At 72.0% G+C, this 23,668-nt stretch carries 23 protein-coding genes; 17 read left to right on the top strand and 6 right to left on the bottom strand.

Annotated elements, in window-relative coordinates:
• The first annotated feature begins 503 nt into the window (after nt 1–503).
• Entirely contained in the window at nt 504–1,913 is a 1,410-nt protein-coding gene (locus ACFWW9_RS38460; protein ID WP_390387434.1) for a cellulose binding domain-containing protein, read from the top strand.
• Between the two features lie 3 nt (nt 1,914–1,916).
• On the opposite strand, the gene ACFWW9_RS38465 is transcribed toward ACFWW9_RS38460, so the two are convergent.
• Nucleotides 1,917–2,732: a class I SAM-dependent methyltransferase gene (locus tag ACFWW9_RS38465; protein ID WP_390387436.1), complete on the bottom strand. Its 816-nt coding sequence runs from the start codon at nt 2,730–2,732 to the stop codon at nt 1,917–1,919.
• Between the two features lie 40 nt (nt 2,733–2,772).
• Nucleotides 2,773–3,993, bottom strand: coding sequence for a GNAT family N-acetyltransferase (locus ACFWW9_RS38470; protein WP_390387437.1), 1,221 nt, complete (start codon nt 3,991–3,993; stop codon nt 2,773–2,775).
• A gap of 148 nt (nt 3,994–4,141) precedes the next feature.
• Here ACFWW9_RS38470 and ACFWW9_RS38475 point away from each other — a divergent pair, with 148 nt between their 5' ends.
• Nucleotides 4,142–5,182, top strand: coding sequence for an NAD(P)/FAD-dependent oxidoreductase (locus ACFWW9_RS38475; RefSeq protein WP_390387439.1), 1,041 nt, complete (start codon nt 4,142–4,144; stop codon nt 5,180–5,182).
• 21 nt (nt 5,183–5,203) lie between these two features.
• On the opposite strand, the gene ACFWW9_RS38480 is transcribed toward ACFWW9_RS38475, so the two are convergent.
• Nucleotides 5,204–5,455 carry a hypothetical protein gene (locus ACFWW9_RS38480; RefSeq protein WP_390387440.1) on the bottom strand — a complete coding sequence of 84 codons (252 nt, stop codon included), beginning with the start codon at nt 5,453–5,455 and terminating at the stop codon, nt 5,204–5,206.
• Between the two features lie 161 nt (nt 5,456–5,616).
• Between ACFWW9_RS38480 and ACFWW9_RS38485 the strand changes: the two genes are divergently transcribed.
• From ACFWW9_RS38485 to ACFWW9_RS38510, 6 genes are read left to right on the top strand one after another with little or no spacing between them, the layout of a single operon-like run.
• The gene (locus ACFWW9_RS38485) at nt 5,617–6,546 is read left to right on the top strand and encodes a CPBP family intramembrane glutamic endopeptidase (RefSeq protein ID WP_390387441.1); all 930 of its coding nucleotides are present in this window, start codon (nt 5,617–5,619) and stop codon (nt 6,544–6,546) included.
• On the top strand, nt 6,543–7,289 hold the full coding sequence (locus ACFWW9_RS38490) for an ABC transporter ATP-binding protein (protein ID WP_390387442.1): 747 nt from the start codon (nt 6,543–6,545) through the stop codon (nt 7,287–7,289). The genes ACFWW9_RS38485 and ACFWW9_RS38490 overlap by 4 nt, the downstream gene beginning before the upstream one ends.
• 1 nt (nt 7,290) lies before the next feature.
• Nucleotides 7,291–9,777 (top strand): ABC transporter permease, encoded by a 2,487-nt coding sequence (locus ACFWW9_RS38495; RefSeq protein ID WP_390387443.1) that lies wholly within the window; start codon nt 7,291–7,293, stop codon nt 9,775–9,777.
• A 54-nt stretch (nt 9,778–9,831) separates the two neighbouring features.
• Nucleotides 9,832–11,028 carry a sensor domain-containing protein gene (locus ACFWW9_RS38500; RefSeq protein ID WP_390387444.1) on the top strand — a complete coding sequence of 399 codons (1,197 nt, stop codon included), beginning with the start codon at nt 9,832–9,834 and terminating at the stop codon, nt 11,026–11,028.
• Between the two features lie 3 nt (nt 11,029–11,031).
• Nucleotides 11,032–11,676, top strand: a complete 645-nt coding sequence (locus ACFWW9_RS38505) for a response regulator (protein WP_390387445.1) — start codon at nt 11,032–11,034, stop codon at nt 11,674–11,676.
• Between the two features lie 2 nt (nt 11,677–11,678).
• Entirely contained in the window at nt 11,679–12,065 is a 387-nt protein-coding gene (locus ACFWW9_RS38510; RefSeq protein WP_390387446.1) for an ester cyclase, read from the top strand.
• A gap of 48 nt (nt 12,066–12,113) precedes the next feature.
• On the opposite strand, the gene ACFWW9_RS38515 is transcribed toward ACFWW9_RS38510, so the two are convergent.
• Both ACFWW9_RS38515 and ACFWW9_RS38520 read right to left on the bottom strand, forming a co-directional pair.
• The gene (locus ACFWW9_RS38515) at nt 12,114–13,499 is read right to left on the bottom strand and encodes an endo-1,4-beta-xylanase (RefSeq protein ID WP_390387447.1); all 1,386 of its coding nucleotides are present in this window, start codon (nt 13,497–13,499) and stop codon (nt 12,114–12,116) included.
• Between the two features lie 70 nt (nt 13,500–13,569).
• Nucleotides 13,570–14,919, bottom strand: coding sequence for a PHB depolymerase family esterase (locus ACFWW9_RS38520; protein WP_390387449.1), 1,350 nt, complete (start codon nt 14,917–14,919; stop codon nt 13,570–13,572).
• A gap of 255 nt (nt 14,920–15,174) precedes the next feature.
• On the opposite strand from ACFWW9_RS38520, the gene ACFWW9_RS38525 reads away from it, so the two are divergent.
• The 7 genes from ACFWW9_RS38525 to ACFWW9_RS38555 all read left to right on the top strand — a co-directional run bounded on the left by ACFWW9_RS38525 (nt 15,175) and on the right by ACFWW9_RS38555 (nt 22,073).
• Nucleotides 15,175–15,957: a lipase family alpha/beta hydrolase gene (locus ACFWW9_RS38525; RefSeq protein WP_390387450.1), complete on the top strand. Its 783-nt coding sequence runs from the start codon at nt 15,175–15,177 to the stop codon at nt 15,955–15,957.
• 112 nt (nt 15,958–16,069) lie between these two features.
• On the top strand, nt 16,070–16,900 hold the full coding sequence (locus ACFWW9_RS38530) for an STAS domain-containing protein (RefSeq protein WP_390387451.1): 831 nt from the start codon (nt 16,070–16,072) through the stop codon (nt 16,898–16,900).
• Complete coding sequence (locus ACFWW9_RS38535; RefSeq protein WP_390387452.1) at nt 16,900–17,295, top strand: STAS domain-containing protein; 396 nt, start codon at nt 16,900–16,902, stop codon at nt 17,293–17,295. The genes ACFWW9_RS38530 and ACFWW9_RS38535 overlap by 1 nt, the downstream gene beginning before the upstream one ends.
• Nucleotides 17,292–17,705 (top strand): anti-sigma regulatory factor, encoded by a 414-nt coding sequence (locus ACFWW9_RS38540; RefSeq protein WP_390387453.1) that lies wholly within the window; start codon nt 17,292–17,294, stop codon nt 17,703–17,705. Before ACFWW9_RS38535 ends, ACFWW9_RS38540 begins: the two co-directional genes overlap by 4 nt.
• Entirely contained in the window at nt 17,693–18,730 is a 1,038-nt protein-coding gene (locus ACFWW9_RS38545; protein WP_390387454.1) for an ATP-binding protein, read from the top strand. Before ACFWW9_RS38540 ends, ACFWW9_RS38545 begins: the two co-directional genes overlap by 13 nt.
• A gap of 2 nt (nt 18,731–18,732) precedes the next feature.
• Nucleotides 18,733–20,490 (top strand): ATP-binding protein, encoded by a 1,758-nt coding sequence (locus tag ACFWW9_RS38550; protein WP_390387455.1) that lies wholly within the window; start codon nt 18,733–18,735, stop codon nt 20,488–20,490.
• Nucleotides 20,487–22,073, top strand: a complete 1,587-nt coding sequence (locus ACFWW9_RS38555; RefSeq protein WP_390387456.1) for a SpoIIE family protein phosphatase — start codon at nt 20,487–20,489, stop codon at nt 22,071–22,073. The genes ACFWW9_RS38550 and ACFWW9_RS38555 overlap by 4 nt, the downstream gene beginning before the upstream one ends.
• Here the strand turns inward: ACFWW9_RS38555 and ACFWW9_RS38560 are convergent, their stop codons facing one another.
• Nucleotides 22,074–22,475, bottom strand: coding sequence for an ATP-binding protein (locus tag ACFWW9_RS38560; protein ID WP_390387458.1), 402 nt, complete (start codon nt 22,473–22,475; stop codon nt 22,074–22,076).
• Between the two features lie 206 nt (nt 22,476–22,681).
• On the opposite strand from ACFWW9_RS38560, the gene ACFWW9_RS38565 reads away from it, so the two are divergent.
• A complete protein-coding gene (locus ACFWW9_RS38565) occupies nt 22,682–23,095 on the top strand; it encodes an STAS domain-containing protein (RefSeq protein WP_390387460.1) in 414 nt (137 codons plus the stop codon).
• A 101-nt stretch (nt 23,096–23,196) separates the two neighbouring features.
• Complete coding sequence (locus ACFWW9_RS38570) at nt 23,197–23,553, top strand: STAS domain-containing protein (RefSeq protein WP_390387461.1); 357 nt, start codon at nt 23,197–23,199, stop codon at nt 23,551–23,553.
• Nucleotides 23,554–23,668: the final 115 nt, after the last annotated feature.

The raw sequence follows: 23,668 nt of genomic DNA on the forward strand, positions 1-23,668 counted from the left end.
TACCCCCCAACCCTGGCGCCCCCCGATTGTTTTTGCGCCCCCACCCACTTTCGTCTTGTCAAGGCGTCTTTCCAGCCTTGACAAGACGAAAGAGGGTGGGATAATTGGCGCAATCGGGGGTTCGCCACCAAACACCCACGGCGCACCACATACCCGCAGGTCAACCCCACTTCAACCGAACGCGAACACATCTCACCAAGGGTCCCCCAGCCGTGAGAACCCCCCAACGCACACACTACTAAGGGGGTACGACACAAAACCGCGAGCGCTCATCACCCGGTGCCGCCCACGACTTCCATCCCCACCGAACCGCCCCAGCGGCACCACCCCCGCCCCAAACCCCAACACCACCTCACGACACCCACCACCCACACCTCCATTCGGCCCAGCCCCTTCCCACGCATTCGACGAACCCCTCCCCCCTGTGATCGAATCCGGTCCCACCCCACACCCCCGGTGCACCACAGGCAGAGCCGCGAGCACGGCTCGCGTGAGAGGGCGACGTGAAGACCGCGGCCACATCCAGGAGTGCCACCCGCAAGGCCGTGGTGGCCGGTATCGCGTTGGCGACCATCGCGGTCGTGTCCATCGCCGTCCTGGCGTTCACCAAGAGCAGCGCCAGTCCCACCTCCGTCCGCGGCAACGCCACCCACTTCTCGGGCTTCGGTTCCGCCTACAGCGGTTGCGGCCTCCCCGAACAAGTGCTGGACTCGCAGGACTTCGTGTCCCTCAACGTCTTCGACACCCCCGGCGACTACGGGGCCCACAACCGCCCCATCCCGCCGTCCGAGTCCAACCACATCGGACGCTGGGAGAACGGTCGCAACTGCGGGCGGTTCGTGCAGGTCACCATCGGCAACTTCTGCACCGGCGTCAACGACGGCGCGCGCGGTCAGGCGTTCTGCCGTGAGGGTTCCTGGGTGGCGGACGACTTCACCGGCGCGACGTTGACGATGGTCGTCGCGGACGGCTGCGCCGACGCGACGGCGTGGTGCCGCGACGACCCGGACCACCTCGGCCTGTCCTCGTCGTCGTTGAAGCGGTTCAAGAAGGGCGGCGTGCTCGCGGGCGACATCGACGCCAACCACTGGAACAACCGGCACGTCTCGTGGTCCTACGTCCCGACGCCCAACTACTCCGGCGACCTGCGGATCGGTTTCCTGCGCGACGCCCAGTCCGCCTGGCCCGCCATCGCCGTCTCACACCTGCCCAACGGCATCCACGGCGTCGAGTACCTGTCCGCCGACGGCCGCTGGCGGCAGGCGAAACCGAACGGCGACATGGGCCAGTCGTTCATCCTCGGCTCCGACGTCCCCCTCGGCGAGACCTACCGCATCCGCGTCCGCGACGTGTCCGACGAACTCGTGAACGCGGGCCGCGAGTACAGCTTCACCCTGCCCCCGCAGTGCGCGCCGAAGTGCACCGAGGCGTACACGAAAGCCGACTACACCACCGAAACCGCCGCGTGGACTTCAGCGTCAACCCCACCCAGCACCACCCCGACGACGACAACCACAACCACAACCACCACGGAATCAACCACCACGACCACCACCGCCCCACCAACGACGACCACAACCACGACCACCACGACCGTCCCAGCACCCCCGGCCAAGGCGTGCTCCATAACCCCCTCGGTCTACGGCTCGTGGCCAGGCGCGTACCAGGTGGAGTTCACCGTCCGGAACACCGGCACGACCCCGCTGTCCGGCTGGAGCACCAGCTTCTCGTTCACGGGCTCCCAACGCGTCACCACCTCGTGGAACGCGGTCGTCACCCAGTCCGGCAACCGCCTGGTCGGCAACAACCAGAGCTACAACGGTTCCCTACCTCCAGGGGCGTCCACGAGCTGGGGCGGCATCATGTCCGGCACGGACCAACCGCTGACCGGCCTCCAGTGCACCCCGAAGTAGCCGTCACGCCCGCCGCCCCACCGTGTACCGCACCCGCTGCGTGAACGAGAACCCTCCAGCCCCGTCCCCGTACCCACGCGCCAACTCCACCATCCGCTCCCGCACACCGCCCCGCTCCGTCTCCGGAACCGCCTCCCACATCACCCGTTGCCCGTGCGACCACGAGAACTCCACCAGGTGGTCAGCATCGCGGAACACCGCTTCAACGTCCCGGTGCGCCGTCCGCACATCGAAAAACCCGCCGTCAAGCAACAACCCCTCGACACCCTCATCCGAAGCGAACGGCCCCCGCTGCCCACTCGTCCGGGCATCCAAGAGCTGCGCGGGCAGGTACGGCGTGAACAGCGCGTCGACCTCCCGCCACCGCTCGTCCTGCGGCCCGAACGTCGCCACCCCCAGCCGCCCCCCGGCCACCAGCAGTTCTGCCCACGCGGTCACGGCCCCCACCGGATCCGGCAGGAAGAACAACACCAACGACGCCCCGACCACGTCGAACGACGACGCGGGCAACCCAGGCGCGACGGCATCGGCCACCCGGACCTCGACCTGCGGCACATCACGGAAATCCTCGGCGGTCAACCGAACCATCCGCGGCGCAAGGTCGATACCGAGCACATACCCGGTCGACCCCGCAGCCTCAGCGAGCGGGGCCAACAGCGCCCCACGCCCGCACCCGATGTCGAGCACGCGCTCCCCCGCCGCCACGGCCAACTCCTCCGCCAACCCGAGCGCGATCGGCCGGAACCACGGCACACCGACCTCGTCGTAGGTGTCGGCGGCCCGGTCGAACACACCCGCGATCCCCTGTGGAACTGCCATGGACCGCACCCTGCCACCGCAAGGAGCACTCGGCCAGTCCTCAGAACAACTCGGGACAGTGCGGCTCCCGCTCCCCGAGGAACGCCGCCGACAGCGCTTCCACCGCCCCCACCGTGTGCTCCCGCACGCGCCCCGCCCGAGCCAACACGCTCAACCGAGTCCCACCGAGGTACGCCGACCCCAACGCACCAACGTCCGCCGTGACATCCCGGCCCGCAGACGTTCGCCGCACCGTCGCCTCGCCCTTCACCACGGTGACCCGCCAAGCACCCGCGTTCCACGGACACACCGCGTCCACCACCTCGACCACGACATCCACATCGGACCCATAACGCCGCAGTTCCAGCGCCCGATCGACGTGCAACAACCGCAACCACAGGGCGTCATGACGCTGCCGAACAGCAACACGGGGATTGGCCAGCAGATGGACGACCGGATCATCAGGAGCGGTGTAGTTCTTCACCTCACCACCAAGCCCCAAATCGAGCAGGTGGCGATAAAGCGCAGCATGCGCGACATCGGTCTCCGCCACGAGTTCGTGCACGTGCAGGTCGTCCTGCGGCCCACGCGCGTCCCACCCGGTCTTGACCCGGTACACCACGTAACCACAAGGGTGCAGCGCGTACCGCAACGCAGACCGCCCGTCGCGGTACCGGTCCTCGTCGGCGAGGTGGAACCCCCACGCTCCCTCATCACGCCCCAGCCAGCCCACACGAGTCCGGCGCACCCGCTCGTAGGTCTCCTTCAGCACCGGCAACGCCTCGGCCCGCGTCACCTCACGAACGCGATCGACGCCGACATCGACACCCTCGTGGAACCTCGCACCGTGCGGCAGCGCCACGTGCAGCAGGTCCGTAGCGAGCGACCCGCAGCCGAACCGGCTGTAGATCGCCCCTTCGGACGCCCACAGGACGGCCAGCGCCTCGCCCGCGCCGGTCTCGATCCCGCGCAGGATGCTCGACACCACCAGGTTCAGCACGCCCCGCCCCTGGTAACCGGGCCGCACGCCCGCCGCGGTCATCGCGGCGACGGGGGCCACGACCCCGCCGGGCAGCGTGATCTCGCGGCTGAGGACGGCCCCGACGCCGATGAGGTCGTCACCGTCGAAGACGCCGTGCGTGCGCTCGAATTCCAGGACGTGCTCCACGCGCTCCGGACGGGTCTCGTCCAGATCGGTGAGGAACGCGCCCGCGAGGACGCGCCGGAGGGGCGCCACGTCGTCCGACGTGAGCGCCCGGACTCTGAAGGGTTCGTCGACCATGGACAGTTCCTAGACCATCGCCACCGCTAACTAAGGCAAGGGTGTCCTAATTCACTGCCGTCACTTCGGCGGTTGACCGGCCACGACCTGTCTCCCTAAGTTCGAGTCGACACCTCCGGGGGGCCTCGTGGTCGAGCACGTTGTGGTTGTGGGAGCAGGGGTCTACGGCGCGGCGGTGGCCGCGTCGCTCGCGCGCCGAGGCGCGCGGGTCACCGTCGTGGACGCCGGAGAGCCTTCGCGCGGCACGTCCGGCGCGACCTTCTCGTGGACGAACTCGTGCGGGAAGCAGCCGCGCGCCTACCACGACCTGTGCGTCGCCGGGATGGCGGCGCACCGCCGGATGGGCGGCGACTGGTACCACGAGCACGGCAACCTGGAGTGGTCCGACGACCGGGAGGCGTTGCGCCGCAAGGTCGACGGCGTCCTGGACTACGGGTACGAGGCCCGCTGGCTGGACCGCGCGGAGGTGCTCGACCTCGAACCCGACCTCGACCCGAACGCCCTGCCCGCGGACGGGATCGCCTACTTCCCGCGCGAGGGCTGGATCGAGCCGACCCGGATGATCGGCCACCTGCTGTCCCGAGGCGTCGACGTGGTGCGCGGGGACGCGGTCGTAGCGCTGGAGCGGGACGACTCCGTGCGAGCGGTCCGGCTCGCCTCCGGACGGCGGCTCACCGCGGACGCCGTCGTGAACTGCGCCGGACCGCGCGCGGGGGAGATCGCCGACCTCGCCGGGCTGACCCTGCCGATGCGCAACACCCTGGGCGTCCTCGTCCGCACCTCACCGATCGCGGTGGCGGTGTCCCGAGTCCTGCACGCCCCGCGGGTCCACCTGCGCCCCGACGAGGCCGGACGGGTGCTGCTGCACTCCGAGGCGATCGACCGGGCCGTGAGCTCCGGGTCCGCGGGTGTCGACAGGGCGGCCGTGGACGCCGTGGTCGACGCGGGCATCGCGCTCTACCCCGGTCTGCGGGACGCGGCCGTGGAGAGCGTCCGGGTGGGCGAGCGCCCCATCCCCGGCGACGGCCTCCCGGTGCTGGGCCGGGTGCTCGCGCTGCCCGGCTTCCACTTCGCCGTCTCGCACAGCGGCGCGACCCTCAGCGTCCACGCGGGCGACCTCGTCGCGGCCGAAGTGCTCGGTGAGGACCACGACGCCGAACTGTCCCCGTTCCGGTTCGAACGCCTCTGAGCCGCCGTCCACACCGGACGGTCAGGCAGCCGGACCCCGTTTGCGGGCAGCGAGGACGTCACCCTGCACGAGCAGGGCGCGGGCGAGTTCGTGGGCCTCGGCGGTGGTCAGGGTGAGCCAGGCCTCACCGCGCCCGCCGCCGTCCGGGCCGACGCGCAGCGTCACCCGACCGATCGGCGCGGTGCCGCTCAACTGGATCCGCCCGACCGCGACCCGCCTGCCGCACGCCGTCGTCAACGCCGCGCCGTCCGGCGATCCAGCTCGTTCCACCATCTCCCGCACCCTTCTGCTCCGGTCCCCGGTGGGACACCCGGTGCAGCGCGAACGCGGCGTGAGCTATTCCCTCGGGCCGTCCGGGGGTAGAGCGGACTCCACCACGAGGACGCCCCTTGCCTGCACTGACTCGGACAAGATCCGTTCCTAGCCTTTCGAGCATGACTTCGACACCTGCCGCGGACACCCTCCGCGAACCCTCCAGTGGCCTCCGCGGGCTGGTCCGGCGCTACCCCCTGATCACGTTCTTCACCCTCGCCAACGCCATCAGCTGGGTCGCGTGGACGCCGTACATCCTGTCGCTCGACGGGTTCGGCGTGCTGCACTTCCGCTACCCGGACCTGCTGCTGGGCAACCAGCTCACGGCGATCCTGCCCGGCGCGTACCTCGGTCCGCTGACCGCCGCGTTCACCGTCACGGCCGTCACCGAGGGCCGCGAGGGGCTGCGGCGGTGGCGCAGGCGGTTGTTCCAGTTCCGGGCCGGGGTCGCCTGGTACGCGTTCGCGCTGCTCGCCGTCCCGGTCGCGGTCCTGCTGGGCACGCTGGCCGCTCCCGGCGGCGAGGAGGCGTTCCGGACGCCGTCGCTGATGGTGCTGGCGGTCTACGTGCCGATGCTCGTGCTCCAGTTCTTCACCACCGGCCTCGCCGAGGAGCCGGGCTGGCGCGACTTCGCGCTGAGCCGCCTCCAGCAGCGGCACCAGCCCGTGGTGGCGACGCTGATCCTCGGCGTCCTGTGGACGATCTGGCACCTGCCGCTGTTCCTCACCCCGTGGGCGGGCCCCGACGTGAACGCGGAGACGATCCTGCGGTTCGCCATCACGGCGATGGAGATGAGCTTCCTGATCACCCTGGTGTACAACAAGGGCCGCCAGAGCCTGCCGCTCGTCATGCTGCTGCACTGCTCGATCAACAACTTCCAGTCCGTCGCGTTCTCCGAGTTCTTCCCGGACGCCGACAACACCCTGCTGTGGGGTCCCACGCTCGGGCTCGGCGCGCTGACCGTGGTCGTCCTCGCCCTCACCCGCGGTCGGCTCGGCTACCCCCGTCCGACCGACGGCCGCGTCACGGTGACCGCAGGGGGCATCGCGTGACCCGCGCGCTGGTCGGCACGGCCGCCCTGCGGCTGGAGTCCGTCACGAAGACCTACGGTTCCGGGGAGAGCGCGGTGACCGCGCTGCGCGAGGTGTCGATCGGGCTCGACCGGGGCACGTTCACCGCGGTCATGGGACCGTCCGGCTCGGGCAAGAGCACGTTCCTGCACTGCGCGGCGGGCCTCGACCAGCCGACGTCCGGCAGCGTCCGGCTCGGCGACGTGGAGCTGTCCGGGATGAAGGAGGCCGCGCTCACGGCCGTGCGGCGTGAGCGGGTCGGGTTCGTCTTCCAGGCCTACAACCTGATGTCGGCGCTGACCGTCGAGGAGAACGTGGCGCTCGTGCCGCGGCTGTCCGGGCGGGACCTCGACCGGGCGTGGCTGCGCGAGCTGCTGGACCGGGTCGGGATGCTCGACCGGGCCGACCGGCGGCCCTCGCAGTTGTCCGGCGGCCAGCAGCAGCGGGTCGCCATCGCCCGCGCGCTGGTCAACCGGCCCGAGGTCGTGATGGCCGACGAGCCGACCGGCGCGCTGGACACCCGCACGGGTCGTCAGGTGCTCGACCTGTTCCGCAGGCTCGTGGTCGACCTCGGGCAGACCGTGCTGATGGTGACCCACGACCCGGTGGCCGCGTCCTACGCGGACTCGGTCGTGTTCCTCGCCGACGGCCGGATCGCGGGCCAGCTCCACCACCCGACCGCCGCCCAGGTGTCGGACCGCATGACCCACCTCGGGGAGGCGTGAGGTGTTCTCCCTCGCCTGGAGCACGATCAAGGCCCGCCGCGGCGGTTTCGTCGCCGCGTTCGTCGCGCTGTTCTTCGGCGCGACCGTCATCACCGCCAGCGGCGTCCTGCTGGAGTCCGGGCTCCGGTCCGGGGTCGCCCCCGAGCGCTACGCGGCCGCTGCCGTCGTGGTCGGCGGCAAGCAGGCCTTCACCGGCACCCAGGACCTCGCCACGGCGTTCGCCGAACGGGTCCCGCTCCCCGCCGACGCGGCCGACCGGATCGGCCGGGTGCCCGGCGTCGAGCTGGCGGTGCCCGAGCGCAGCGTCGCCGTGGACGTGCTGTCCGCCAAGGGAAGCGCCCCGGTCTACGCCCACGGCTGGTCGTCCGCGAGGCTCGCGCCGTTCGCCCTGACCGACGGCAGGCAGCCGCAGGGGCCCGGCGAGGTCGTGGTGGACACCGGGCTCGGACTGTCCACCGGGGACACCGCCCGGATCGCGCTCGGCGGCGTGCCCACCGACTACCGCGTGGTCGGGCTGGCCTCGGCCCCCGCGCTGCACCGGCAGTCCGCCGTCTTCGTCACCGACGAGGCCGCGGCGGCGCTGTCCGACCGGGTCACGGCGGTCGGCGTGGTCGCCGCGCCGGGCGTGGACGCCGACGGCCTGGCGAAGCGGATCACCACCGCCGTGGACGGGGTCGAGACCTACACCGGCACGGCCATCGGCGACGTGGAGTTCCTGGACGTGGGCCAGGCGCGCGGGTTCCTCACCCTGCTGTCCGGCTCGCTCATCGGCACCATCGCGATGGTCGTGCTGTTCGTGGTCGCCTCCACGCTGGGCCTGTCGATCCAGCAGCGGCGGCGGGAACTGGCCGTGCTGCGGGCCATCGCGGCCACGCCGAAGCAGGTCCACCGGATGATCGGCGCGGAACTGCTCCTGGTGTCCGTCGCGGGCGGCCTCCTCGGCAGCCTGCCCGGCTTCGCCGTCGCGGGACTGCTGCGGGACGCGTTCGCCGGCGCGGGCGTGCTGCCCTCGGACCTCGCCCTCGTCTACAGCCCGCTGCCCGCGCTCGGCGCGCTGCTGCTGTGCGTGCTCGGCGGCTGGGGCGCCGGGTACTTCGCGGCCCGCCGTCTGGCCAGGGCCAACCCCGTGGACGCGCTGGGCGAGGCCGCGGTCGAGCCCAAGGCGCTCGGCGGCGCGCGCCGGACGTTCGGCGTCGTCTTCCTGGTCGCCGGTGTCCTCGCCGGCACGGTCGTGCCCGCGCTGCTCCCCGGTCCGGCCGCGCTCGGCGGCGCGGCGGGCTCGGTGCTGCTGCTGATGGTCGGCACCGCGATGCTGGGCCCGGTCCTGATGCGGATGGCCACGGCCGTCGCCGCCCCGGTGCTCAACCGAGGGCGGATCAGCGGCTACCTGGCCGCGGCCAACAGCCGGGCGAACGCCCGCCGCCTCAGCGGGGCCGTCGTCCCGCTCGCGCTCGCACTGGCGATGGCGGCCGTGCAGGTCTTCACCATCACCACCGCGGAAGCCGCCGCGGCCGACCAGGTCGAGACTGGCGTGACCGCCGACCTCGTGGTCTCCGGCGGCGCGACCGGCCTGGCCCCGGAGGTCGTGGACGCGGTCCGGCACGTGCCGGGCGTGCGGTCCGCGCTGCCCGTCGTCCGGTCGCAGGTGCTGCTGGAGTACCGGATGATCGACGAACCGGAGGTCGAGACCTTCGCCGCGCAGGGCGTCGAGCCCGAGCACCTCGGGTCCACGCTGGACCTCGCCGTCACGTCCGGCTCGCTGGACGGGCTGCGCGGCGACACGGTCGCGCTGAGCACGTCGGCGGCCGGGACCGCGGGGGTGTCGGTCGGCGAGTCCGTGCACGTGTTCCTCGGGGACGGCGTGGACAAGACGCTCAAGGTCGTCGCGGTCTACGCCAACGGCCTCGGCTTCGGCGACGTCACGGCCCCGCGCGACCTGCTCGCCGCGCACACCACGACCGGGTTCGACGACGCCGTCCTCGTCTCCGCCGACCAGGGCGCGGACGTGGCGGGAGCACTGGCCGACCGGTACCCCGGCGTGGCCGTGGTCGACCGGTCGGCGTTCGCCGCCGCCCAGCACGAGCAGCGGTGGCAGCAGTCGTCGACGAACCTGATCGGCAACGGCTTCCTGCTGCTGTACCTGGTGATCGCCGTGGTGAACACGCTGGTGATGGCGACCGGCGCGCGGCGGCGGGAGTTCGCGATGCTGCGGCTGATCGGCACCGGCCGCGGGCACGTGCGCCGGATGATGGCGCTGGAGGCGGGCGTGGTGGTCGGCGCGGCCGCCGTGATCGGCACCGCGGTGGCCGTCGTGCCGCTGGTCGGGATCAGCCTCGCCACGACCGGCCGACCGCTGCCCGCCGTGGACCCGCTGGTGTACGGGGTGATCGTGCTGGTGACCGCGGTGATCGGGTTCGGCTCGATCGTGCTCGCCACCCGCGCCGCCCTGCGCGGCCGCCCCGTCGACACCGTCGGCGCCGGAGCCTGACGTGACCCGGCGTGCCACGATTGTCCCGACCCCGTTCGCAGAGGAGCAGTCACCGTGATCGACCGGCAGTTGCCGAGGGCGTGGCGGTTCCTCGCGTTCGGGTTCCTCGTGGCGCTCGCGGCGCTGGCCGTCCTCTTGGGAATGGTGCTGTGCGTGGCGTTCGTCGTCACGGTGCCGCTGCTCCCCCGCCTGATGGGCCTGGCTCGTCGGCTGGCCGCGAGCGAACGCGCGCGCACCGGTCGTTTCCTGGACCGGGTGATCCCGCCGCCCCCGCCGGACACCGGCACCGGGATGCCCGCGCTGGCGTCCAGCCCGCACGCCTGGCGGGACGCGCGGTGGCTCGCCGTGCAGGCCGGACTCGGCCTGCTGGTAGGCGGGCTGGCCATCTCCTCGCCCACCGGCGTGGTGCAGAACCTCTTCATCGCCGCGTTCTGGCCGTGGCTGCCGGACGCGGCGACGACGCTGGACGTGCCGGTGGCGTCGTGGGGCGGCGCCGGGTGGGCCCTGCTCACGGCGTTCGGCTACGGCGCGTTCGGCGTGGTGCTCGTGCCGCCGCTGGCCCGGTGGTACGCGAAGGTCAGCGCGAACCGGCTCGCCCCGCCCCAGCGGTCCCTCGCCGAACGCCTCGCCGAGGTCACCGCGACGCGGGCCGCCGCGCTGGAGGCGCACGGCACCGAGCTGCGGCGCATCGAGCGCAACCTGCACGACGGCACGCAGAACCGCCTGGTGGCCGTGGTGATGCACCTGGGCATGGTGGAGCGGGCGCTGGGCCGCGACCCGGCCACGGCGTTGCCGATGGTGCGCACCGCGCAGGACGCGGCCACGTCCGCGCTCGCCGAACTGCGCGAGGTGGTGCGCGGCATCTACCCGCCGGTGCTGGTCGACCGGGGGCTCGCGGGCGCGGTCGCCTCGCTGGCGGCGCACTGCGCCATCCCGTGCACCGTGGAGGAGCACCCGCTCCCCCGGCTGCCCGCGGCCGTGGAGGCGACGGCGTACTTCGTCGTGGCCGAGGCGCTGACCAACGCCGTCAAGCACAGCGGGGCATCGCGGATCACCGTGAGCCTGCGCGAGGAGGACGACGTGCTCGTCGTCGAGGTGACCGACGACGGCCGCGGCGGGGCCGACCTCGCGCACGGCACCGGCCTGCTCGGCATCCAGCGCCGGGTGGCCGCGTTCGACGGCACGACCAGGATGGACAGCCCGCTCGGCGGACCCACCGTGATGCGGGCCGACATCCCTGCGGGACCATGAGCCGTGCGCATCGTGATCGCCGAGGACGACGCCCTCCTGCGCGAGGGACTCACCCACCTGCTGCGTGCCGAGGGTCTGGAGGTCGTCTCGGCCGTCGACAACCCCGATGACCTGCTGGCCGCCATCGAGGCCGACCGCCCGGACGTCGTGCTGGCGGACGTCCGGATGCCCCCGACGTTCCGCGACGAGGGCCTGCGCGCCGCCGTCGAGGCCCGACGGCGGTGGCCCGGCCTCGCGGTGCTCGTGCTGTCGGCGCACGTCGAGGAGAGCTACGCGACGGACCTGCTCGCCGACGGCAGCGGCGGCGTGGGCTACCTGCTCAAGGAACGGGTCGGCAAGGTCGCCGACTTCCTCGACGCGCTGCACCGAGTCGCCGCGGGCGGCACCGCGATGGACCCCGAGGTGGTCGCGCAACTCCTCGTGCGCCGCCGGGTGAACGACCCCCTCGAAGCGCTGACCCCGCGGGAACGGGAAGTGCTGGGGCTCATGGCCGAAGGCCACTCCAACGCCACGATCGGCAGCCTGCTGGTGATCAGCGACGGCGCGGTCCACAAGCACATCGGCAACATCTTCACCAAGCTGGGCCTGCCCACGACCGACGCGGGCCACCGCCGCGTGCTCGCGGTGCTCGCCTACCTGAAGGCCTGACCGTGACCGAAGACCTGGAGTCCCGCTACCGCGGGTACCTCGCCGCCCTCAACGACCGGCGGTTCGACGACCTCGCGCACTTCGTGCGGGACCGGTTGTCCTACAACGGCGAGCCGCTGACCCGCGCCGAGTACCGGGACATGATCGCCGCCGACGTCGCCGCGATCCCCGACCTCTTCTTCGACGCCCGCCTCGTCGTCGCCCACGGCGACCGGGTGGCGTGCCGCATCGTCTTCGAGTGCACGCCGGAGGCCGAGTTCCTCGGCTTCACCCCGAACGGCGCGCGGCTCACGTTCGCGGAGCACGTCTTCTACCGCTTCGAGGACGGCCGCATCGCGGAGGTGTCGTCGCTCATCGACCGGGCGGCCATCGCCGCGCAGCTGCGCTGACGGCCCGAACCGGTGGCCCGGCGCGGAAGACGCCGGGCCACCGTCCACTCAGGACGCCGAGCAGGTCGGGGTGATGCCCGACCCGGATCCGGTGGCCTGGAAGCCGAACTCGATCGACTGGCCCGCCGGGACCTGGCCGTTGAAGGACACGTTCGTCCACGTGGTCGAGCCCGTGTTGCCGCTGCGCTGGGCGTTCCACGCGTTGGTGACCGTGGCGCCGGAGGGCAGGGCGATGCCCACGGACCAACCGCTGATCGCCGACGACCCGGCCGTGACCTTGACCGTGGCGACGAAGCCCTCGTTCCACTGGTTCAGCGACACCGACGCCGAGCACCCGCCACCGGGGTTGGGCGGAGTGGTCGTCGTCGTCGTGGTGGTGGTCGTCGTCGTGGTGGTCGTGGTGGTCGTGGTCGTGCCGCCGGAGTTGAGGGCCGCCAACGCCGACGTGTACGCGGCCTTCTTGTTGCCCGAGCCGTCGAACAGCAGCGGGGTGCCCGAGGAGCGCCACGAGTCGCTGTCGCGGATGCCCCACACGGTGATGCCGTTGCAGCGCGCCACCGCCATGCAGGCCGCCACGACCCGCTGGTAGTTCGAGGCCTGCGTCGAGCCGGAGCCCTCGATGTCCAGTTCGGTGATCTGCACGTCCACGCCGAGCGCCGCGAAGCTCGACAGCGTGGTCTGGTAGTTCGACGGCACCGGGCTCTGGCTGTTGAAGTGCGACTGGAAGCCGACGCAGTCGATCGGCACGCCGCGCGACTTGAAGTCCCGCACCATCGAGTACACCGCCTGGGTCTTCGCGTGCGACCAGTCGTCGGTGTTGTAGTCGTTGTAGCAGAGCTTGGTGTCCGGGTCCGCCGCCCGCGCCGCGCGGAACGCCGCCTCGATCCAGTCGTTGCCCGTCCGCTGGAGGTTCGAGTCCCGCCTACCGCCGGAGCTGCCGTCCGCGAACGCCTCGTTCACCACGTCCCACGCGTACAACTGCCCCTTGTAGTGCGTGGCCACCTGCGTGACGTGGTTGAGCATCGCCGACCTCAGCGCCGACCCGCTCATGTTCTGCATCCAGCCCGGCTGCTGCGAGTGCCACGCCAGCGTGTGCCCGCGCACGCGCATCCCCTGGCTCTTGGCGTGGCTGACGATCCGGTCGGCGTTGCCGTAGGAGAACTGGTTCTGGTTCGGCTCCGTCGCGTCGATCTTCATCTCGTTCTCGGGCGTGACCATATTGAACTCTCGGTTCAAGATGCCCACGTAGGTCGAGTCCGAGAGCTTGTTCGCCGATACCGCGGTCCCGAAGTACCGGCCGGTCTGGGCCGCCGACGCGCCGAGGGTGGTCGCGGCGGCGGCCGACGTCGCCAGCACCAGCGCCGCACCCGTCGTCGCCACGACCAGGCTCGACACGAGCAGGGCACGGGACACTGACCTCTCTGTCAGTTTCATTGTTCGCACCTTCTGAAAGCACCCGCTCCGTCGCGGGTGGGGATGGCCGGCAGGCTCAGGGGTGGGACGGTCACGCGATGGCGCAGGCGGCCCCGTTCAGGGTGAAGGCGGTCGGCGCGGCGGTGTCGCCGCCGTGGTTGGCCTGGAAGCCGATGCCGGTCGACGCGCCCGCGGCGATCGTCCCGTTGTAGGAGACGTTCTTCGCGGTGACGGCCCCGCTCGTCGGGGAGTAGGTGGCGCTCCACCCCGAGGTGATCACCTGCCCGCTCGGCAGGGTGAACGCGAGCGTCCAGCCGGTGACCGGCGCGGTCCCGGTGTTCGTGATGGTGATGGTCGCCGTCAGGCCGGTGTTCCAGGCGTTGGTGCTGTAGCCGATCCGGCACGAACCGCCACCGGGCGGCGGGGTCGTCGTGGTGGTCGTCGTGGTCGTGGTAGTCGTGGTCGTCGTCGGGCCGCTCTGGTCCAGCCCGAAGAACTGGATGGCCCGCAACGCCATGCCGGACGCGAGCAGGTTGTGCCCGACGCCCTGCAACGAGATCGCCTCGACGCCGGTCCCGTAGCGGGTGCGCGTCCAGCCCGACTGCGGGCTGTCGGTGGACGTCGGCGTGGTGGACAGGCCGTGGACGTTCGTCCACTGGTCGATCTCCTCGCCGAAGTTCGGGTAGCGCAGCGTGTCGTCCGCGGTGCCGTGCCACAGCTGCATCCGGGGCCGCGCGCCCGTGTAGCCGGGGTAGGCGGAGCGGGCGATGTCACCCCACTGCTGCGGCGTCTTGAGCACGGTCCCGTTGGCGCACGCGCTGTTCCAGCCGGACCCGTCCGTGGTGGCGAAGCACCCGTCGGGCACGCCCGCGAACGCCGCGCCCGCCTGGAACACGTCCGGGTAGTTGGCCAGCATGACGTTGGTCGTCATCGCGCCGGACGAGACGCCCGTGACGAACACCTTGCCGGTGTCGCCGTTGTAGCGCTGCAAGGTGTACCGGACCATCGACATCAGCCCGACGGGGTCGCTGCCGCCGTCGCGCTTGAGGGCCTGCGGCGACGACACGTCGAAGCACTGCCCGCTCCGGGTCGCGGACGGGTAGATCACGATGAACCCGTACTGGTCGGCCAGCCGGGCGAACTCGGAGCCCGAGTAGAACGCGGGCCCCGTCCCGGTGCAGTAGTGCACCGCGAGCAGCACGCCGGGTTTCGCCGCGAGGCGGTCCGGCACGTAGAGGTGCATGCGCAGGTTGGTCGGGTTCGTGCCGAACCCGGTGACCTCGGTCAGCGTCGCGGCCGAGGCGCGCGGCGCGACCAGCAGGGACAGGACCGTGACCAGTGCGGCCACGAGCACTCCCAGGATCTTCGCCACGACACCGGCGCGGCGAGCAGGGGCCGGTGGCGCAGGGGGTCCACCGGGTCGAGAGGTGCTGAGGTTCATCCTTCCTCCTTGAAGGATGGCGGCCAGGGGCGGCTACACCGTACTTCCTGAACAACCCTTTCAGACGCGTAGTTTCGGGTGGTTTCGAGTCTCATTTGGCCAATCTGATCAGGCCAAATGCCGGATTGACCTCGAAGGCGAGTTCGAAACTTTCCTGAAGATGCTGAAACTTTCAACGTCCGTCGAGACGGCGAGGTGTCGGAATTCGACGCGCGGGGTAATCCCCCACGACCTGCACGACGAACGGAGCGGCCGATGCGCTTTCCCCAGCTGATCAGCGAGCGGGCGGTCGACACCGTGCGGGTCGCGGCCCGCGAGCACGTGTTCGCCGCGATGCTCGGCATCCCCCGTCTGCTGCGGCACCGCGTGTGGACCGCGGTCGACCCGTACCAGGGCGGCGGCACGGGCGTCCTGCTCGTGCCCGGCTTCGGGGCCCACGACCACTCGCTGGCGTTGACCAGCACGTGGCTGCGGGTCAGGGGGTTCGTCCCGACCGGCGCGCACGTCGGGTTCACCGTCGGGTGCACCACGGACCTGGTCGACCGGATCGAGCGCAAGCTGGAGGAGCACGTCGAGGCCACCGGCGGCCCCGTGGTGCTGATCGGCCAGAGCCGCGGCGGGATGCTGGCCCGCCTGGCCGCCGTCCGCAGGCCGGACCTCGTGCGCGGGCTCATCACGCTCGGCAGCCCGCTCGTGGAACCGTTGAAGGCGCAGCACGACGTCCTCGCCGTCGCCCGGTTCCTCGGCCGCCTGTCGGCGCTGGGCGTGCCCGGCCTGATGGACGCCGACTGCTTCGCGGGCGACTGCTTCCGCGAGAACTTCGCCGCCCTGTCGGCCCCGCTGGAGGTCCCCGCGGTGTCGGTCTACTCCAAGAACGACGGCATCGTGCCGTGGCGGTGCAGCCTCGACCCGCACGCCGAGCACGTGGAGGTCCGCAGCACCCACACCGGCATGGGCTTCGACCCGTCCGTCTACACCGAACTGGGCAGGCGGCTGGGCGAGTGGAGCTCGGCCGACACCCTCGCGCCCGCCTGCTGACGCGCTCCGGTCGCCACCGGGCGACACCCCGCCACGGACAGCACTAGTGTCTGTCCCAAGCAGGGGCTACTAGGAGGAACGCGTGACGGGCGAAGCAGGACAGGGTCACCGCTTGACGGAGTTGTTGCGGGCGAACACCGACGTGGTGATCAGCAGGTGGGCCGAGTCCGCGGGCACGACGTTGCGCGGTCGGGCCACCGGTGCGGAGCTGGAGCGCGACTTCCGGGAGCTGTTCGCGTCCCTCCTCCCGGTGGCGTCCTCGGACGGCCGCGACCTGTCGGGACACTCCTTCGGCGAGATCAGGTCGTTCCTGGAGGAGCTGTCGCGCTCGCGCGCCCGGCAGAACTTCAGCCCGGCGGAGACCGCGTCGAGCGTGTTCGCGCTCAAGCCGGTGGTGTTCGAGCTGGTCGACCAGCAGAACGACGCCGAGCTGTTCCGGCAGGTGCTGGCGTTCTCGAACCTGATCGACGCGCTGGGGCTGTGGACGTTCGAGTCCTACTCGCGCGCCCGCGAGGAGATCATCAAGGAGCAGTCCGAGCAACTGCTGGAGCTGACCACCCCGGTCGTCAAGCTCTGGGAGGGCGTCCTGGCCGTGCCGCTGGTCGGCACCCTGGACTCCGCCCGCACGCAGGTCGTGATGGAGAAGCTGCTCGAAGCGCTGGTGGAGACCGGGTCCGAGCACGCGATCATCGACATCACCGGTGTGCTCGCCGTCGACACGCAGGTCGCGCAGCACCTGCTCAAGACCGTCGTGGCCGCCCGGCTGATGGGCGCGGAGTGCACCATCTCCGGCATCCGCCCCCAGATCGCCCAGACCATCGTGGCGCTCGGCATCGAGTTCGGCGACATCGCCACCAAGGCCACGCTGGCCGACGCGCTGCGGCACGCGCTGCGCCGCGAAGGCGTCGAGGTCACGCGCAAGGGCGAGCGGGGGACCCTCTGATGGAACGCGTGCCGATCCTCAAGATCGGCGGGGTGCTGCTCGTCTCCATCCAGATCGACCTCCAGGACCAGAGCGTGCTCGCGCTCCAGGAGGACCTGGCCGAGAGGATCAGCGCCACCGGCGCCTACGGCGTGATCATCGACATCTCCGCGGTCGAGATCGTCGACTCCTTCATCGGCCGGATGTTCGCCACCATCGCCTCGATCTCGAAGCTGTTCGACGCGGACACCGTCGTGGTCGGCATGCGCCCGGCCGTCGCGATCACCCTGGTCGAACTCGGGTTGACCCTCGGCGGGGTGCGCACGGCGCTGGACCTGGAACGCGGCATGAGGATCCTGTCGACGCTCGGCCGGGAGAGCGGACGCCTCGACGGCACCAGCCGGGAGGTGTGGTGACGGCCCGGCCCGACGGACCGGAGGAACTGCCCATCACCGGGGACGACGACGTCGTCCGGGTGCGTCAACTGGTGCGCGCCTACGCGCAGGAGGTCCGGCTCGGTCTGGTGGACCAGACCAAGCTGGTGACGGCGACCAGCGAACTGGCCCGCAACACGCTGGTCTACGGCGGCGGCGGGTTCGCGCGGATCGAGAAGGTCGCCGCGAACGGGAAGACCGGCGTCCGCGCGTCGTTCCACGACGAGGGTCCGGGCATCCCGGACCTCGCCCTCGCGCTGGCCGACGGCTGGAGCAGCGGCAAGGGCATGGGGCTCGGCCTGTCCGGCGCCCGCAGGCTGGTGGACGAGTTCGACCTGGACACCGAGGTCGGCCGGGGCACGGTCGTGACGGTGGTCAAGTGGAAGCGGTGACCGGGTCGACGTGCCTGCCGATGGCCGAGGACGTCGTCTGGATCCGGGTGGAGGAGGCCGCCGAGGCGGGCCGCGTCCGCCGGGCGGCCACGACGCTGGCCGAGAAGCTGGCGTTCCCCGCCACGCGGGTCGCCGAGATCGGCGTCGCCGTCACCGAGATCGCCACGAACCTGCACAAGCACGCCCGTGAGGGGGTGGTGCTGGTGCGGTCGGTGCGCGGCGGGACGCACGCCGCGGTGGAGGTGCTGGCCGTCGACGGCGGTCCCGGCATCACCGACGTCAGTCTGGCGTTCGAGGACGGCCAGTCGACCACGGGCACCCTCGGCGTCGGGCTGGGTGCCGTCGTCCGCCTCTCCGACTCCTGCGACATGGCGTCCCGCCCCGGTCACGGCACCGTGCTGGCCGCGCGCTTCCACGCGCGCCGCGGCCCGGTCGCCGACCTGCCGGAGGACGTGGCCGCGGGCATCACCCGCGCGATCGGCGGCGAGGAGGTCTGCGGCGACGCCTACGCCGTCCGCCGCGCCCCCGGTCGGCTGACGATGATGATGTGCGACGGCTCCGGCCACGGACCGCTGGCGGCGACCGCGTCGCAGGCCGCGGTCCGGCTGTTCTGCGAGCTGGACCCGACCGCGCCCGAGGACGTCGTCGCCCGAATCCACCGGGAGCTGCGCGGCACCCGCGGCGGCGCGGTGGCGGTGGCGGACGTCGACCTGGTCGCCCGCACCGTGCGGTACGCCGGCCTCGGCAACATCGCGGGCGCGGTGCTCGGCGACGGCCAGAAGCGCGGCATGATCTCCGTCCCCGGCGTGGCCGGGTACCAGGCGCGCACGATCCGCGCCTTCGACTACCCGCTGCCCGACGACGCGACCGTGGTGATGCACTCCGACGGCCTGACCGAGCGCTGGGCGGTCGAGCGCGGCGACACGATCCTGACCTCGACCCCGCTGGTCGTCGCGGGCGCCCTGCTGCGCGACGCCGGGGTGCGCAAGGACGACGCCTGCGTGCTCGTCGGGAAGGCCTCCTGACCGTGTCCGACGACGAGCGCGCCGAGCTGACCCGGATGACCGTCCGGGGCGAGTCGGACGTGTTCCGGTTGCGCGGCAAGGGCAGGCAGGTCGCCGCGGCCGTCGGGCTGGACGGCCAGGACCAGATCCGGGTGGCCACGGCGCTCAGCGACGTGGGTCGCGAGCTGGTGCGGCAGTCCGCGGCCTCCACCGCCGTGTTCACCCTGCGGCTGGGCCGCGTCCCGGCGCTCGTGGTGGACCTCGGCTGGGCGGGGTCGGTGACCGCGGACGGCCCCGGCTGGCACACCGCGCGGATGCTGCTGCACGCCGTGGACGTGGTCGAGCGGGCCGACGGAGGCACCGTCGCGCTCGTCCGGAACCTGCCCGCGGCGGTGCTGCCGCCGTCGCGGGAGACGCTCGACGGCCTCCGCCGCGACCTGGGCGGCTCGACCGAGGGCAACGCGCTCGACGAGCTGCGCGCGCAGAACCAGGAGCTGCTGGAGACGCTGGAGGACCTGGAGCGCAAGCGCCAGGAGCTGGTGCGGGCCAACGACGAGCTGGAGGAGACCAACCAGGGCGTCCTCGCGCTGTACAAGGAGCTGTCCGACGAGCTGGAGCAGACCAACAAGGGCGTCGTCGCGCTGTACGCGGAGCTGGACGAGAAGACCACCCAGCTGCGCGAGGCGGCCGAGGCCCGCACCCGGTTCTGGTCCAACATCAGCCACGAGCTGCGCACGCCGGTCAACTCCGTCGTCGGCCTGACCAGGCTGCTCGCCGTGCCGGGGGCCGACCCGCTGACCGAGGAGCAGCGCAGGCAGGTCGACCTGATCAACGACTCGGGCACCACGCTGCTCGCGCTGGTCAACGAGCTGCTGGACACCGCGAAGGCCGAGTCCGGCAGCATGCGGCCGAAGCCCGCGCCGGTCGACCTGGCCTACATGTTCGTGCAGCTGCGCGGCGCGCTGCGCCCGCTGATCCGGTCGGGCGAGGTCGAGTTCGTCGTCGACGACCTGCCGCCGCTGGCCCCGCTGGTCACCGACGGCACGATGCTCGTGCGGATCCTGCGCAACCTGCTGTCCAACGGGCTCAAGTTCACCGAGCGCGGCGAGGTGCGGCTGTCGGTGGTCGAGGACGACGAGCACGTCCGCTTCGTCGTGGCCGACACCGGCATCGGCATCCCGCCCGAGCAGCACCACCGGGTGTTCGAGGAGTTCCACCAGGTGCCCAACCGCCTCCAGGCGGGCGCGGCGGGCACCGGGCTCGGCCTGCCCTACGCCCGCAGGCTCAGCGGCATCCTCGGCGGCGACCTGACGCTGACCAGCACGCCGGGCGAGGGCACCACCGTGGTGCTGAGGCTGCCGCTGGGGGCCGTGGACGACCTCCCGCTCACGGCGGTCGGGACCACCCTGCTGGTCGACGGCGACGACGAGCGCCGCGCCCGGCTGAAGGCCGAGGTCCTCACCCTCGCCGACGACGTCGTCGAGGCGGAGGACGGCAGGGCCGCGCTGGGCGTGGTCACCGGCCACCGGCCGGACCTGATCTTCATCGACGCCGACGCCCCGTTGGTCAACGGCGGTGAGGTGCTGTCGGTGCTGCGCCGTGACCCGGCGCTGGCGAGGATCCCCGTGGTCGTGGTGTGCGCCGACGATCCAGGGGGTATGGAACTGACGGCGTCCACCCTGGGCGCGGCGCTGCTGCGCCGGTCGCTCATCTCACCGGAGTCGGTGCGACAGGCGATCAAGGAAGCCCACGTGTCGGTGCGGAGGACGGTACCCCGATGAGCCAGTCGACCACGCGACGACGACGGGTGCCCCAGTCCGGGCCCGCCCGGATCCTGGTCGTCGACGACCTGGAGGCCAGCCGGTACATCACCGCGAGCTGGCTGCGCCGCAGCGGGCACGACGTGACCGAGGCCATCACCGGCGGCGAGGCGCTGACCGTGCTCGGCGAGCGGGAGTTCGACCTGGTGATGCTGGACGTGCACCTGCCGGACATGAGCGGCTTCGAGGTGTGCGAGATCATCAAGGCCGACCCCGAGACCGCGGTGATGCCGGTGATCCACGTGTCGGCCACCTACGTCGAGCCCGAGGACAAGACCGTCGGGCTGACCCGCGGCGCGGACGCCTACCTGACCGAGCCCGTCGACCCCGGCGAGCTGCTGGCGACGGTCGAGGCCGCGCTGCGCTACTACCGGGCGCGGATGCTGGCGGAGGACCTCGCCGACCGGCTCACCCGGCTGACCAGGGCCACCCTCGCGATCAACTCCGCGGCGACGGTCGACGCCCTCACCTCGGCGGCGGCGCTCGGCGCGGCCGACGTCCTGGACAGCGCCGCCGTGGTCGCGCTGGTGTCGTCGGCGCAGGAGGTCCGGATCGGCGCCACCGGGGAGGCCGGTGACGTCGACCTGCGGACCGAGCGGGTGGACGTGGTCGAGGCGGTCGTCACCGCGACGCTGGGGCGGGACGAGGGCGTCGCCGTGACGCGGGTGGACGACCCGCCGTGGCACCCCGGCGTGCCCGCCGCGGTCGTCGTGGCGCGCACCAAGGCCGGACGGCCGCCGGTGTGCGTGGCGATCGACGCGGACGCCGTGACGTCCGACGAGGACCGCAACCTGCTCGTGCAGCTGGGGCAGGCGACGGCGGTCGCGGCCGACGGCCTGCGCGCGCTCACCGAGGAGCACCTGCTCGCGCTGACCCTCCAGCGCAGCCTGCTCCCCCGCGACCTGCCCGAGCAGCCCGGCCTGCCGATGGTCGCGCGCTACGTCCCGGCGTCGGCGAACGCCGAGATCGGCGGCGACTTCTACGAGGTGCTCGCGCTCGACGGGCGGGTGCTGATCGCCATCGGCGACGTCTGCGGCCACTCGATCGAGGCCGCCACGGTCATGGGCGAGGTCCGGCACGCGCTGCGCGCCTACGCGCTGGACACCGACGACCTGCCGACGATCCTCACCAAGCTGGACCGGATGCTCCAGCGCTACCACCGGCGCGGCGGGCTCACGACGCTGTGCCTGCTGCTCGTCGACCAGGCCGAGGGGGTCGTCGACGTGGCCAACGCGGGCCACGTGCCGCCGCTGGTGGCCGACGGGGACGGCACGCGGTTCCTCGACGTGGCCGGGCCGCTGCTGGGGCTGGGCCTGGACCACCCGGCCGCGACGCGGTTCCCGTTGCCGACCGGGACGCTCGTCGTGCTGACGACCGACGGGCTGGTGGAGCGGTACGACAGCGATCTGGACCAGGGCATGGAGTCGCTCCGGGCGGCGGTCTCGAGCACCGACGAGCCCTCCGCGCTGTGCGACCGCCTGCTGGCCGAGTTCGGCGGGGAGAAGCGCGACGACATCGCGCTGCTGGCGTTCCGCCGGACCTGATCAGACGGGCGGTTCCGGGATCTCCGCCCACACGGTCTTGCGGTCGGGGTGCCGCTCGACGCCCCAGGCCGCGCCCATCGACTTGATGAGCACCAGCCCGCGACCGCGGAACTCCCCCAGGGTGGACGTGCCAGGCCGCGGCAGCAGCTCCGGGTTGGCGTCGTCGACCTCCAGCCGGATCACCCCCTGCTCGTCCTGGTGGGCGAGCCGGATGGCGCGCGGCGCCTGCGCGTGCTCGTAGGCGTTGGCCGCCAACTCGGTGGCGATCAACTCGGTGTCGGCGACCAGATCGGGGTCCAGGTCGGCGAGCACCGTGCGGATCCAGGCCCGGACCTGGGACAACGGCGGTGTCTCGTGGTCGTCGAGTCGGAACTCGTGTGGACGTGTCGTCTGCGCGCTCACCTGGCTCCTCGGCTGGTGCGACCGCGGTCGGTTCGAGGACGGCGGGTGCTGATGGTGACGGCTACCCGGCCGGATGGACCATCACACGTCAAACTGTAGAGAACGGATGGCAGCGCGTGCCACGGCCGCACGTAATGTCGACCTCACACGTCGTGCCGCAGCATGGTCGCGTCACATGTTCACCAGCTCCAGAAGACGAGGACCCGATGTCACGCAGCACGACGCCGGACGCGGAATCCGGCTCGGGACACGACGCCGCCACGCCCCTCGAGGTCGGGACCGACCACGTCGACGGAGCGCTCGTGGTCCGCGTGGCAGGCGAGATCGACATGAACACCGCGCCGTCGCTGAGCGAGGGCCTGGCCGCCGCGTTCGCGGACGCCGCCGAGACCGGGCACCGCGCCGTCGTCGTGGACTTCGGCGGTGTCGGGTTCCTCGCCTCGATCGGCCTGTCCGTGCTGGTGGCGCACCACCAGACCGGCATCGCCAACGGGACCCCGATGCACCTCGTGGTGTCCTCGCGCGCGGTGCGCCGCTCGATCAGCTCGGCGGAGCTGGACCGGCTCTTCACCCTGCACGAGTCGGTCGAGGACGCGCTGCGCGCCGTGGCCGCGCACTAGCCGGACCGCACGGGGTTCCCGCTGGTCAACGCCCTCAAACCTCCTCGCGCCATGATTCTTCCTGGTATGCCGGAGCCCCTCGGGCACGGCAGAATGGGCACATGACCCTGCCCGAAAGCTCCACGACGTCCTACGACGACGACCGCCGGGACCCGATCGTCATCGCGGTGTCCGGCGAGATCGACATGACCAACAGCGACTCGCTGCGCCACCGGTTCGTCGAAGCCTTCGACTCCGGGGCCAGAACGCTCGTGCTGGACCTGTCCGAGGTGACCTTCTTCGCCTCCTCGGGCATCGCCGCCCTCGCCCACGCGCGCGAGCACGGCAAGCAGCTCGGGGACCGAGCGGTCCACGTCGTGGCGAGCCGCAGCGTCCGCCGGTCGCTGGAGGCGACCGCCATGGACCGCATCCTGCCCCTGCACGCCACGCTCGAGGAGGCGCTCGCCGCGACCGGCTGACGCACCCGAACGGCCTACCACCCGAGGCGGGGGGCCCCGACCGGGGCCCCCCCCCCCCCCGGGTGGGCCCGCCCACCGCGGAGTTTAGTAGGGGGGGCGGGTGGGGCGGGGTAGT

This window comes from Umezawaea sp. NPDC059074, assembly GCF_042738955.1.
Lineage (GTDB): Bacteria > Actinomycetota > Actinomycetes > Mycobacteriales > Pseudonocardiaceae > Umezawaea.